General features: G+C 66.9%; 10 protein-coding genes. 6 read left to right on the forward strand and 4 right to left on the reverse strand.

The genetic code is table 11. The features are described from left to right. The first annotated feature begins 77 nt into the window (after positions 1–77). The 4 genes from dnaK to ACNFJ7_RS09370 all read left to right on the forward strand — a co-directional run bounded on the left by dnaK (position 78) and on the right by ACNFJ7_RS09370 (position 5748). Complete coding sequence (gene dnaK / locus ACNFJ7_RS09355) at positions 78–1988, forward strand: molecular chaperone DnaK (RefSeq protein WP_019369624.1); 1911 nt, start codon at positions 78–80, stop codon at positions 1986–1988. 123 nt (positions 1989–2111) lie between these two features. Then, the gene (gene dnaJ / locus ACNFJ7_RS09360; protein ID WP_019369625.1) at positions 2112–3233 is read left to right on the forward strand and encodes a molecular chaperone DnaJ; all 1122 of its coding nucleotides are present in this window, start codon (positions 2112–2114) and stop codon (positions 3231–3233) included. Positions 3234–3375: 142 nt separating this feature from the next. After that, entirely contained in the window at positions 3376–4044 is a 669-nt protein-coding gene (locus ACNFJ7_RS09365; protein ID WP_058805427.1) for a spermidine synthase, read from the forward strand. Positions 4045–4125: 81 nt separating this feature from the next. Continuing rightward, the gene (locus ACNFJ7_RS09370) at positions 4126–5748 is read left to right on the forward strand and encodes a tetratricopeptide repeat protein (RefSeq protein WP_026009160.1); all 1623 of its coding nucleotides are present in this window, start codon (positions 4126–4128) and stop codon (positions 5746–5748) included. Positions 5749–5752: 4 nt separating this feature from the next. Here ACNFJ7_RS09370 and ACNFJ7_RS09375 read toward each other — a convergent pair whose 3' ends face one another. Next, positions 5753–6805, reverse strand: coding sequence for an NAD(P)-dependent alcohol dehydrogenase (locus ACNFJ7_RS09375; protein ID WP_019369628.1), 1053 nt, complete (start codon positions 6803–6805; stop codon positions 5753–5755). A 123-nt stretch (positions 6806–6928) separates the two neighbouring features. On the opposite strand from ACNFJ7_RS09375, the gene ACNFJ7_RS09380 reads away from it, so the two are divergent. Together ACNFJ7_RS09380 and ACNFJ7_RS09385 are read left to right on the forward strand one after the other, a co-directional pair. After that, positions 6929–7828 (forward strand): LysR family transcriptional regulator, encoded by a 900-nt coding sequence (locus tag ACNFJ7_RS09380; protein ID WP_019369629.1) that lies wholly within the window; start codon positions 6929–6931, stop codon positions 7826–7828. 189 nt (positions 7829–8017) lie between these two features. Further along, a complete protein-coding gene (locus ACNFJ7_RS09385; protein WP_019369630.1) occupies positions 8018–8503 on the forward strand; it encodes a cupin domain-containing protein in 486 nt (161 codons plus the stop codon). 181 nt (positions 8504–8684) lie between these two features. Here ACNFJ7_RS09385 and ACNFJ7_RS09390 read toward each other — a convergent pair whose 3' ends face one another. The 3 genes from ACNFJ7_RS09390 to purB all read right to left on the reverse strand — a co-directional run bounded on the left by ACNFJ7_RS09390 (position 8685) and on the right by purB (position 13211). Further along, the gene (locus ACNFJ7_RS09390) at positions 8685–11261 is read right to left on the reverse strand and encodes an HWE histidine kinase domain-containing protein (protein ID WP_019369631.1); all 2577 of its coding nucleotides are present in this window, start codon (positions 11259–11261) and stop codon (positions 8685–8687) included. Beyond that, entirely contained in the window at positions 11262–11807 is a 546-nt protein-coding gene (locus ACNFJ7_RS09395; protein ID WP_152997777.1) for a biliverdin-producing heme oxygenase, read from the reverse strand. 87 nt (positions 11808–11894) lie between these two features. Beyond that, on the reverse strand, positions 11895–13211 hold the full coding sequence (gene purB, locus ACNFJ7_RS09400; RefSeq protein ID WP_019369633.1) for an adenylosuccinate lyase: 1317 nt from the start codon (positions 13209–13211) through the stop codon (positions 11895–11897). Between the last annotated feature and the right edge of the window lie 62 nt (positions 13212–13273).

A 13273-nucleotide genomic window follows, 5' to 3' on the forward strand; every position in this document is an offset into this window, starting at 1 on the left:
GGTCGCCACTTCTGGGGCCGGCATCTGGAGAACGCTTATGAACCCTTTTGTTTCGATTGTGGGGGCCAACGAGGACCATGGCTAAAGTTATCGGTATCGACCTGGGCACGACCAACAGCTGCGTCGCCGTGATGGAAGGCGGCAAGCCCAAGGTCATCGAAAATGTCGAAGGCGCACGCACCACGCCGTCGATCGTCGCCTTCGCCAAGGATGGCGAGCGTCTGATCGGCCAGCCGGCCAAGCGCCAGGCGGTGACCAACCCGGACAACACCATCTTCGCGGTGAAGCGCCTGATCGGCCGCCGCTTCGACGACCCCGTGACCAAGAAGGACACCGAGCTGGTGCCCTACACGATCGCGCGCGGCTCGAACGGCGACGCCTGGGTCAAGGCCGGCGGCGAGGAATACAGCCCGTCGCAGATCTCGGCCTTCATCCTGCAGAAGATGAAGGAAACCGCCGAATCGTACCTCGGCGAGAGCGTGACGCAGGCGGTGATCACCGTCCCCGCCTACTTCAACGACGCCCAGCGCCAGGCGACCAAGGACGCCGGCAAGATCGCCGGCCTCGAGGTGCTGCGCATCATCAACGAGCCGACGGCCGCGGCGCTCGCCTATGGCCTCGACAAGGACAACAACAAGACCATCGCGGTCTATGACCTTGGCGGCGGCACCTTCGACATCTCCGTCCTCGAAATCGGCGACGGCGTGTTCGAGGTGAAGGCGACCAACGGCGACACCTTCCTGGGCGGCGAGGATTTCGACTCGACGATCGTCCAGTTCCTGGCCGACGAGTTCAAGAAGGTCGAGGGCATCGACCTGACCAAGGACAAGCTGGCCCTCCAGCGCCTGAAGGAAGCGGCCGAGAAGGCGAAGATCGAGCTCAGCTCGGCCCAGACCACCGAGGTCAACCTGCCCTTCATCACCGCCGACCAGAACGGCCCGAAGCACCTGGTGAAGAACATCACCCGTGCCGATCTGGAGCGTCTGGTCGACGACCTGATCAAGCGCACGCTCGAGCCGTGCCGCAAGGCGCTGGCCGATGCGGGCGTCAAGGCCGACGCGATCGACGAAGTTGTGCTCGTCGGCGGCATGACCCGCATGCCCAAGGTCCGTCAGGTCGTGAAGGACTTCTTCGGCAAGGAGCCGCACACCGGCGTGAACCCGGACGAAGTCGTCGCGATCGGCGCGGCGATCCAGGCCGGCGTGCTCCAGGGCGACGTCAAGGACGTGCTGCTGCTCGACGTGACCCCGCTGAGCCTCGGCATCGAGACGCTGGGCGGCGTGTTCACCCGCATGATCGACCGCAACACCACGATCCCGACCAAGAAGTCGCAGGTCTATTCCACCGCTGACGACAATCAGCAGGCGGTGACGATCCGCGTCTTCCAGGGCGAGCGCGAGATGGCGGCCGACAACAAGATGCTGGGTCAGTTCGACCTGGTCGGCATCCCGCCGGCGCCGCGCGGCGTGCCGCAGATCGAAGTCACCTTCGACATCGACGCCAACGGCATCGTCAACGTGTCTGCCAAGGACAAGGGCACCGGCAAGGAGCAGCAGATCCGCATCCAGGCCTCGGGCGGCCTTTCGGATGGCGACATCGAACAGATGGTGCGCGATGCCGAGAAGTTCGCTGAGGACGACAAGAAGCGTCGTGCCGCGGCCGAAGCCAAGAACAACGCCGAGAGCCTCGTCCACACCACCGAGCGTCAGCTCGCCGAAAACGGCGACAAAGTTGACGCGTCGCTGAAGGGCGAGATCGAGACGGCGATCGCCGAGACCAAGTCGGCGATCGAGAGCGGTGATGCCGATGCGATGACCGCCAAGGCTCAGAACCTCGCCCAGGTGGCGATGAAGCTCGGCCAGGCGATTTACGAGAAGCAGGCTGCCGAAAACGCCTCGCCGAACGCGGGCGCCGCGGCCGGCGGCGACGCCGGGGCCGAGGAAGTGGTCGACGCCGAGTTCTCGGAAGTGGACGACAACAAGGCGTAACGAACGCCCCTCCCTCTCCCCGCCGGGGAGAGGGCCGGGGATGGGGGGAGCGGGCATGGTCGATGCGATCCGGCATCGGCCTGGTCTTTCTCCCTGTCCCTTGATGGGGAGAGGGCTTGCTGGATGACCACCGAAGTCGATTATTACGAACTGCTCGAAGTCGAGCGCACCGCGGACGATGCGACGATCAAATCGTCCTACCGCAAGCTCGCGATGAAGTATCACCCGGACAAGAATGCCGGGTGCAAGGATTCCGAGGCGAAGTTCAAGGCGATCAGCGAAGCCTATGACTGCCTGAAGGACCCCCAGAAGCGCGCGGCGTACGACCGCTTCGGCCATGCCGCCTTCCAGAACGGCGGCGGCGGCGGCCATCATGGCGGTCAGGGCGATTTCGGCGCGTTCAGCGATATTTTCGAAAGCGTGTTCGGCGAGTTCATGGGCGGCGGGCGCGGCGGCGGCCGGCCCCAGCGGCGCGGCGCGGACCTGCGCTACGACATGGAAATCTCGCTCGAACAGGCGTTCCACGGCCATTCGACCGAGATCACCATCGACGTCTCCGGCCCCTGCGACAGCTGCCACGGCTCGGGCGCGACGCCGGGCACCAAGGCCAAGACCTGCACCACCTGCGCCGGCCACGGCAAGGTGCGCGCGCAGCAGGGCTTCTTCATGGTCGAACGCACCTGCCCCGCCTGCCACGGCGCCGGCGAGGTGATCGCCGAACCCTGCCGCACCTGCCGCGGCGAGGGCCGGACCGACAAGACCAAGACGCTCAAGATCGAGATTCCACCCGGCGTCGACGAAGGCACCCGCATCCGCCTGACTGGCGAAGGCGAGGCCGGCGCGCGTGGGGCGCCCGCAGGCGATCTCTACATCTTCCTCCACGTCACCCGCCATTCGATCTACGAGCGTCAGGGCACGACGCTGTACGCCACTGCGCCGATCAGCTTCACCACGGCGGCCCTGGGCGGCGAGATCCACATTCCGGGCCTCGATGGCGAGGAACATGTGATCAAGATCCATGCCGGCACCCAGTCCGGCCGCGAAGTGCGCCAACGCGGCGCCGGCATGCCGGTGCTTCAAGGCCGCGGCCGCGGCGATCTGGTCGTCCGGCTCGAAGTGGAGACGCCGACCAAGCTCAGCGCCCGCCAGCGCGAGCTGCTCGAGGAATTCCGCAAGACCGAGACGGGCGAGGAATGCCCGCAGGCCAGCGGCTTCTTCGCCAAGCTGAAGGCGGCGCTCGGTTGAGTTTGGAAGTAGTGGGTCTGTCCTACAAGCCGTCATTCCGGCGGAAGCCGGAATCCATTGGGGTCATCGTCACGGCTCTTGCCGGACCGGAGTGCCGAATGGATCCCGGCTTCCGCCGGGATGACAGCAAAAAGTTAGTCGCATGACCCCTCGCGAACTGCTTGACACCGCCGACGTCCCCGGCGGCGAGCCCTTGCGGCTGTTTCGCCGGGGCGACGATCACATGATCGTGCTCGAACGCAACGAACTGATGAACAGCCGGATGAGCGGTTCGGAAGAGGCGCTCGCGGTGATGACGCTCGAGCGGCTCGGCAAGCGCGAGGCGCGGGTTCTGATCGGCGGCTACGGCATGGGCTTCACCCTCCGCGCCGCGCTGGCGGTGCTCGGCAGCAACGCCAGGGTCACGGTGGCCGAACTGGTCCCGAAGATCGTCGACTGGGCGCGCGGGCCGATGGCGGCGCTCACCAATGGCTGCCTCGACGATCCGCGCGTGCAGCTGATCTTCGACGATGTCGGACGCGTGATCGCCGGCGGCCACGGCGCCTATGACGCGATCCTGCTCGATGTCGATAACGGCCCGGACGGGCTGACGCGTGTCGGCAATGACGGCCTCTATTCGATGCGCGGGCTCGATTCGGCTCGTCAGGCGCTGCGCCCCGGCGGCATCCTCGCCGTCTGGTCGGCCGCTCCCGACCCCGCCTTCGCCCGCCGCATGCGCGATTCGGGCTTTCTGGTCGAAGAAGTCGCCGTCCGCGCCCGCCAGAATGGTAAGGGCCCACGTCATGTGATCTGGTTCGGCAAGCGGCGCTGAACCTTCTGGACAAATCGGCCCACGTCTGACTTAATCCACGCGAAGGCCCACTGCGCTATTTGCGCTACGCGAGGCAGGATCATGGGGAAGGATTGTACGTTCGGCCGGTTTGTTGTGCTGCTACTTGCTGGCGGATCGGTTTTTTTTGGCGGATCGGCTGCGGCGCAGACACAGGTCGACATTCCACACGAGCTTCAGAGCGACATTCTGGTGCGCAGCGAGCGCATGCCCGCTGCCGAAGCGCCGCGATCCGCTACCTGCGAGACGCTGGCGCGGAACCCGTATTTTGCCGCGCTCAGCACCACGGCTGTCGCGAACGGCGTGCTCGGCCCGCCCGTGCATCTGCCAACGCGCATGCCCCGCAATCCCGATTACAGCGCGCCGCCGCTCGTGCCGGTGGGTTCGCCGCTGCCGACGCCGCCGAAAAGCCGCTTCGGCACGGCAGCGCTTTTTTCCGGCTTCATCGATTCGACCGCCAGCCTGCCGACGTCGATTGGTGACGACAGCAATGCTGGTGCAAATCCCTTGGCCCGTGCGTCGCTCGACGATATCGCCGCGATCTGTCGCGCCAGCTATCAGCCGAACGGCGGCAGTCCCGAAGTGACCGGCCGGCCGCTCACCATCCCGGTCGACTATGCAGGCCCGACGCAGAAGACCGATGCAAGCCTGTTCCGCACCGGCCGCGACACCAGCCTGCCGATCGCGCTCCTGTTGTTCGATCAGCGGCGCTTCGCCGAATCGCTGCCCTGGTTCAAAAAGGCGGTAAACAAGCTGTCGTTCCAGACCGGCGGCGACGAGGCCGCGCTCTATCTCGGCAAGCTCTACCTGATGGGGCTGGGGGAACAGAGCGATCCGGCGGAGGGGGTGCGCTGGCTTGAAAGGGCGGCAACGGCGCGATTCAACCCGATCACCGATATACCTGTATTCGATCCCGATCAGCCCGCGCTCAACACCGCTTCGGGCGAGGCCGCGGTCATTCTCGGGAACCTCTACCGCACCGGGTATCGGGGCATCCCCAAGGATCCCCAAGCCTCGCGCAAGTGGTTCGACCGTGCTTGGGATGTTGGGCATGTGCCCGCCGCCAAGATGCTGGGCGATATCTACTTCGACGGAGCAGACGGTAGCCGGGATGTAGCCAAGGCCGTTGCTTATTACCGGCGGGCGGCAAAGCTGGACCTTCCCGCGGCGCAAGTGGCGCTCGCCCGCATATTGGAAACCGGCGACGATGGTGTGAAGCGCGACGAGCGCGAAGCGTTCGCCTGGTACCAGGCCGCGGCGCGCCACGAAAACGCCGACGCGCTTTACGCGCTTGCCCGTGCCTATGATCTCGGTCGGGGGGTGAAGGCCGATCCCGAACAGTCGATCGGCCTCTACAAGCGCGCGGCGCTGGCCGGGAATGCCGCCGCAATGGTCGCGCTCGGCACCTATTTCTACGAAGGCAAGCAGGTGGCGAAAGATGATGCCATCGCGCGCCGCTGGTTCGAACAGGGCGCCCATCGCGGCGATGCCGACGGCATGGTCGATCTCGCCGCGATGCAGATCCAGGGCCAGGGCGGCGACAAGGACATGGTCAACGCCTGGGTCTGGCTCACGCGCGCGGCAGCGCTGCAGCACCAGGCCGCACCCGCCGCCGTTGCCGCGCTCGAGCGGCGGATGAGCCCGGCCGAACGCGCCGCGGCGCAGGCCTCGCTCACCCGCCGCTGAGCGGTCACGCGCCCATCGATGCGATGTCGATGACGAAACGGTACTTAACGTCGCTCTTCAGCATGCGCGCATAGGCGGCCTCGATCTCGTCGGCGCGGATCATCTCGATCTCGGCGACGATGCCGTGCTCGGCGCAGAAATCGAGCATTTCCTGCGTCTCGGCGATGCCGCCGATCAGCGATCCGGCGATCGAGCGCCGCTTGAAGATCAGCGCCGCGACGTTGGGCGAGGGATGGGCATGCTCGGGCACGCCCACCAGCGTCAGCGTGCCGTCGCGCTTCAGCAGCGCGGTGAACGCATCCAGATCATGGCTTGCCGCGACCGTATCGAGGATGAAGTCGAAGCTGTTGGCGTGCGCCGCCATGGCTTCCGCGTCGCGCGAAACGACAACCTCGTCGGCGCCCAGCGCCAGCGCATCGGCGCGCTTGCTCTCGGAGGTGGTGAAGGCGACGACATGCGCGCCCAGCGCGTGCGCCAGCTTCACGCCCATATGGCCGAGCCCGCCGATGCCGACGATGCCCACCTTCTTGCCCGGCCCCACCTGCCAGTGGCGCAGCGGCGACCAGGTGGTGATGCCCGCGCAAAGCAGCGGCGCGACCGCGGCGAGATCCTCCTCGCCATGCGACACCTTCAGCACGAACTGGTCGCTGACGACGATGCGTTGCGAATAGCCGCCCAGCGTATGGCCGGGCGCATCCGGCGTCGGACCGTTATAGGTGCCGACAAAGCCATTCTCGCAATATTGCTCCAGCCCCTCGTCGCACGCGGCGCAGTGCTGGCAGCTGTCGACCATGCAGCCGACACCCACCACGTCGCCGACCGCGAACTTGGCGACATGCTCGCCCACCGCGCTCACCCGGCCGACGATCTCGTGGCCCGGCACGCAGGGGTATAGCGTGCCTTCCCATTCGGACTTCACCTGGTGCAGGTCCGAGTGGCACACGCCACAATAGAGAATGTCGATCTGCACGTCGTGCGCACCCGGCGCGCGGCGTTCGATGTCGATCGGTTCGAGCGGCTTGTCGGCGGCATAGGCGCCATAGGCTTTGGTGGCCATGCGGGATCCCCTTGGATGGTGGTAAAACGCGGGGCCGAACGGCCCCTGTCCGCTGATATGGGGCGCCGGCGATCCTGCGATTAGCCGCTGGAATCTGCATGCAGTGTTGAATAGAGTTCAGCAATGAACCGCCAGCAACTGTCCGAACTCGCTGCCTTCCTTGCCGTCGCCCGCCAGCGTAGCTTCACCCGCGCGGCGGCGCAGAGCGGCGTCACGCCTTCCGCCCTCAGCCATGCGATGCGCGGGCTGGAGGAACGGCTGGGCGTGCGCCTGCTCCACCGCACGACCCGCAGCGTCAATCTCACCGAGGCTGGGGAACGGCTGTTCGCCACGCTCGCCCCCCGGCTGGACGAGATCGAGGCGGAGGTGGCGGCGCTCAGCGCGTTGCGCGACAAGCCCGCCGGCCTCGTCCGGATCAGCGCCGACGAACATTCGCTGAAGACGCTGCTCTGGCCGCGCCTCACCCCGGTCCTGCGCGAGTTCCCGGACATTCGGGTCGAGATCGATACCGACTATCGCCTCACCGATATCGTCGCGGAGCGGTTCGATGCCGGTGTGCGCTTCGGCGACATCATCGCCAAGGACATGGTGGCCGTGCCGATCGGCCCGGATGCGCGAATGCTCGCGATCGCTTCTCCGGCCTATTTCGATCGCGCCGGCCGGCCGCAGGCGATTGAGGATCTCACCGCCCATGCCTGCATCAACCTGCGCCTGCCCACCTATGGTGGTCTCTACGCCTGGGAATTCGAAGAGGACGGCCGCGAACGCAAGGTCTGGGTAGACGGGCCCCTCACCTTCTCCTCGGTCTTCCCCATCCTGCGCGCGGCGCTCGACGGCTTCGGCATCGCCTGCCTACCCGATGCGGTGGTGCAGCCGCATTTGGCAACCGGCGCGCTGGAAGCGGTGCTGACCCGCTTCTCGCCGCCCTTTGCCGGCTATCACCTTTATTATCCCAGCCGCCGCCAGCCGACCCCCGCCTTCGCGCTGCTGGTAGATCGGTTGCGCTGGCGCGGCGATGGTTGAGGCTTGGGGCGGGAACCGGCAGCATCGCGCGAGGACCGTCACGCGGGCGAAAGCCGGGATGACGCGGTAAGACAGCATACGTCCTTAATCAGCGCAGCTTGGTATAAGACCATGCCGCGCTGTTCGGCGTGCTCCGGCTATGGCAGTCTGATCCGCCAGCCATTCCAAGCCGATATCGGGAGAGATGCCGTGAAGACCCTTGTTTGTGCCTGCGCCCTTGCCGCGGCGGCGCTGCTGCCCCTTTCGGCCTCTGCGCAGACTGCCACTGATGCGACCGCCTTCGCCGGCGCCAAGGATGTCCAGGCCCAGATTCGCGCCATGCTGGCGGAGATGAAGCCCGACCAGGGCTTTATGTGGCGTCCGCTGGTCCGCGACGGCGCGCAGATCGCGGCGATCGAGATATGGAAGAAGCCCGGTAAGCCCGCGGTCCACCCTGCCGACGGCGAATATGCCATCGTGCTGGAAGGTGCTGGCACGCTCGTTTCCGGCGGCACCCTCGCCGATCCGGAAACGCGCCGCGCCGATCTGGTCGAAGGGAGCCGCATCGACGGCGGCACCAGCCGCCCGCTTGCCCCCGGCGACGTCCTGCTCGTTCCGGCCGGCGTGCCCCACTGGTTCGGCATCACCGGGCAACGGCTGGTGCTACTGGGAATCAAGCTGCCCAAGGGGAAGTGACCCGAATTCCTCCCCGGGCGAGTCTCGGGAAGGGGAACCGCGGCTGCCAGCGAGAGCGGAGGGGCCACGCCGCCAGGCGCGGGCTCGTTCATCCGACGGAGCCGCCGCGTCTCGCGTCGTCCCGCCCCGTGTGCGCACGCAAATGTTCCACCTTCCCGTGCAGGGGGAAGCATGACGTCCGCTACCGCTCCAGCAGGCCTTCCAGCATCCGGCCCATATTCACTGCGGTGTACGGCTTCTGCAGCACCGGCACGCCGGCATGCTCCTCGCCCAGCTGCAGCTGCTCGCCATAGCCGGTGGCGAAGGCATAGGGCATGCCTTCCGCCCGCAGCCGGTCGGCGATCGGCAAGCTCGTCTCCGCACCCAGATTGACGTCGAGGATCGCGACATCGAACGTGCCGGCGTCGATCTCCTCCATCGCAGCGCTGATCGACGCCACCGTCACCACCCGCTCGGCGCCCAGCCGCGCCAGAATGTCCTCGGCGTCCATGGCGATGATCAGGCTGTCTTCCACCAGCAGCACCTGGCCCTTCAGCACCGGCCGCAGCGTGCCGTCGCTCACCACCGGCACCGGTTCTTCCACGCTCTTGCCGTGCTTCGCCGTGGCTTCGCCGTCCAGCACCACGTGCCGCGCCGGGATGCAGAACTCTGCCTCCAGCCCGGTCAGCGGGTACCGCACCACCGCCTTGCCGCCCAGGTCGTACGGTACCGATCGCTGGATGATCGTCGTGCCGAAACCCTGCCGCGTCGGCGGCTGCACCGCCGGCCCGCCGCGCTCGCGCCATTCGATGCGGCAATCGCCGTCGGCATCCAGCCACCAGCGCACCGATACGATGCCGCTGTCGGAAAGTGCGCCATATTTGGCGGAGTTGGTCATCAGCTCGTGGAACACCAGCGCCAGCGTCGAAAAGGCGGCCGGGCGCAGCAGCACCATCGGCCCATCCTGCTCCAGCCGGCCGGAACGCTCGCCCAGATAGGCGGCGGCCTCGGTGCGCAGCAACCGGCCCATCGGCGCCGGCGCCCAATTATCCTCGGTGATCTGGTCGTGCGCACGGGCGAGCGCTTCGATTCGCCCTTCCAGCAGTCGGATATAGGCGGCGGCATCGATTCCCGGCGCGCGCGACTGGCGCACCAGCCCGCGGATCAGGCCCAGAATGTTGCGCACCCGGTGGTTCAGCTCGGCGATCAGCAGTTCCTGCCGTTCGGACGCACGCTGCCGTTCTTCCTGCGCGTCGTCGGACAGGCGCAGCACAACTTCGATCAGCGAGGCGCGCAGCACTTCGGCGATGCGCATCTCGGCCTCGGTGAACGGCAACGATCGGCCGCGGACTTCCTGGCTCCATGCCTCGAAGCTCTGCCGCGGTGTCAGTCGGGCGCCGTGCGGCCCCAGTTCCACCGGCTTGTGCGGGTCGCCCGCCCAGGTCACCGAACGCACCATTTCCTGACGGAACAGCAGCACATAGTCGCGCGGGCTCCGGCTGATCGGGATCGCCAGCAGCCCCGCGCCGATATCGGCATAGTCCGCCGCCTGCGGCAGCACATCGGCGAGATGGTCGGTCGCGAACACCCGGCCGGATGCCATCGCGTTCAGCCGCCGCACAATCGTCGCGAAGGATGCGGGCGGCGGGGTGACGCCGCTATACGCCACCTTGCCGCCGATCCAGATCGCGATGCCGTCGCACGGCACCACTTCGCGTAGCCGGCTGCCCAGCCATTCGGGATCGTCGAGCAGCCCGCCGTCGCTCGCCACCGCCGCCAGCAGCCGGTCGCTCGTCGCGCGCGCCGCCGCTTCATAGGCGGAAAGCTCCTTGCGCTCGCGGCTCTCCAGCTTCAGCGCGAACATCTGGCCGAACAGCTCGGCCATCGATCGCCGTTCGAATCCGGGGCAGCGCGGCCCGCCATAATGATGGCAGGCGAACAGGCCCCACAGTTTCCCTTCGACGATGATCGAGATCGACAGGGATGCTTTCACCCCCATGTTCTTCAGATATTCGATATGGATCGGCGATACCGATCGCAGCACTGAGAGCGACAGGTCGATCAGCGCGCCGGTTTCGTCGCGCTGCGGCAGGATCGGCACCGGTTCGCTATGCACGTCGGCGATGATCCGGAACGGCGTGCGCAGATACAGTTTGCGCGCCTGGGCGGGAATGTCGGTCGCCGGATAGCGCAGGTCCAGGAAGCTGCCGATGCCGCTGCGCGCCGCCTCCGCCACCACCACGCCCGATCCGTCGCGTTCGAAGCGATAGACCATCACCCGGTCGAACCCGGTCAGCGCCCGCACCTGCCGCGCGCCTTCGCGGAAGAAATCGGCCAGCGTCGCCTTCTCGTCCAGCCGGCCCATCATCGCGCGCAGCGTGCTGGCGGTATCGCCCGCCGAGTCCGCCGTGCACGGCTCGCCTTCGACGATGATCGAATCGCCGCTGACGTGCAGCGCCAGGTCATAGGCCTGGCTGTGCCCGCGCAGTGCCTTGATCCCGAACAGCCGCTCCAGCGCATCCTCGCCGCGCAGCAGCGTCAGCCGGTTGCGCAGCGCGTGGATCGCATCGTCCTCGAAATAGGTGCTGGCATGGGTGCCCAGCATCTCTTCCGCCGGCAGGTCGAAATAGCGCGGCATGTTGGCCGAGGCGCGCTGGATCAGCCAATCGCTCGAGAACGCGATCAGGAAGCCGAAGGGTTGAATTGCTCCCAGCTGGTGGATCGGTTCGCGATCACAATTGGTCAGGTCGACCTGGAATACGCCGTCGTCTAACGCCACTCAACTCACCTTGCCCAGCCACCTTGCCCCGGCGGCCTCGAACCGACCGAAGGTCTGGTTGGCGGCAGTGACGGCGACGTCCACTAATGTCGGATCGTATAACAACGAATCAAGTTTCGCCAGCAATTCTGGCCACATATGCGATGGCTGAGGACTCGCCAGATAGGCTTTCGGCCAGTGCTCCGGCACCGATCGCACCAAGAAGCGCCCGCCGAGCCGCGATCCTTCCAGCACGTAGAGCATGCCCGCCATCGCGGCCGGTTCCGGTACGGAATCGCCCGTTTCGGCCGGCGCGGGCGTGATGCCCAGCGCGTCCAGATCGGCAAGGATCTCGTCGCCACGCCGCCGCTGCGGCCAGTCTGCCGTCAGCGCCTCGGCGCCGCCGCGATCGAGCAGCGCCTCCACCGGCAGCAGCGCTTCGGCATGTGCGGCGAGCAGCGCGGCATAGTCCGCGCGCCGCTGCAGGTCGAACCGCCCGAACAGCGCATCGACGCGTTCATGCGCCGCGCTGGTCGCCTCGCGCAAACGGCGATGCGTCGGAGTCACGCGGGCAGTTCGATCGGCAGAAGGGGATACACGACGGACACAAAGCGCCTGTCCTATATCCGTTCCATTAGGGCCGATGCGGCTGCTTCACGCCGCGCCGAACACGCGGGCGAAGATCGTGTCGACATGGCGATAATGATAGCCCAGGTCGAACTTCTCTTCGATCACGTCCGGGCTCAGCGCCGCGGTGACTTCCGGATCGGCCTTGAGCAATTCCATCAGCGACAGTTCGCCGTCCGATTCCCACACTTTCATCGCATTGCGCTGGACGAGGCGATAGGCGTCCTCGCGGCTCACGCCGGCCTGGGTCAGCGCCAGCAGCACGCGCTGCGAATGGACCAGGCCACCCATGCGATCGAGGTTCTTCTGCATGCGCACCGGATAGACCAGCAGCTTGTCGACCACGCCGGTCAGGCGGGCGAGCGCGAAGTCGAGCGTGATCGTCGCGTCCGGGCCGATATAGCGCTCGACCGAGGAGTGGCTGATGTCGCGCTCGTGCCACAGCGCGACATTCTCCAGCGCTGGGGTGACATAGCCGCGCACCATGCGGGCAAGGCCGGTCAGGTTCTCGGTCAGCACCGGATTGCGCTTGTGCGGCATCGCCGACGAGCCCTTCTGGCCGGGCGAGAAATACTCTTCCGCCTCCAGCACTTCGGTGCGCTGCAGGTGGCGGATCTCCACCGCGAGGCGCTCGATCGACGAAGCGATCACGCCCAGCGTCGCGAAGAACATCGCATGGCGATCGCGCGGGATCACCTGGGTCGACACCGGCTCGACGCTCAGCCCCAGCTTCTCGGCGACATGCGCTTCGACGCGCGGATCGATGTTGGCGAAGGTGCCGACCGCACCCGAAATCGCGCAGGTGGCGATGTCGGCGCGGGCGGCGAGCAGGCGCGCCTTGTTGCGCTGGAACTCGGCATGCGCCTCGGCGAGCTTGAGGCCGAAGGTGACCGGCTCGGCATGGATGCCGTGGCTGCGGCCGATCGTCGGCGTCATCTTGTGCTCGCGGGCGCGGCGCTCGAGCACTTCCAGCAGCGCGTCGATATCGGCGAGCAGCAGGTCGCTGGCGCGGGCGAGCTGGACCGCGAGGCAGGTGTCGAGCACGTCGGAGCTGGTCATGCCCTGGTGCATGAAGCGGGCTTCCTCGCCCACCTGCTCGGCCACCCAGGTCAGGAACGCGATCACGTCATGCTTGGTCACCGCCTCGATCGCGTCGATCGCGGCGACGTCGATCGCCGGCTTGGTCGCCCACCAGTCCCACAGCGCCTTGGCCGCGCTCTGCGGCACCACGCCCAGGTCGGCGAGCGCCTGCGTGGCGTGCGCCTCGATCTCGAACCAGATGGCGAAGCGCGTCTCCGGCGACCAGATATCGGTCATCGCGGCGCGGGCATAACGGGGGACCATGGCGTTCCTTCGTGCGGGAGGTTGGCGCCCGGCACGTCCGGGCGGAAACGACGCGGCCGCCC

The organism is Sphingomonas sp. HT-1 (assembly GCF_048568905.1).
Classification (GTDB): Bacteria; Pseudomonadota; Alphaproteobacteria; order Sphingomonadales; family Sphingomonadaceae; genus Sphingomonas.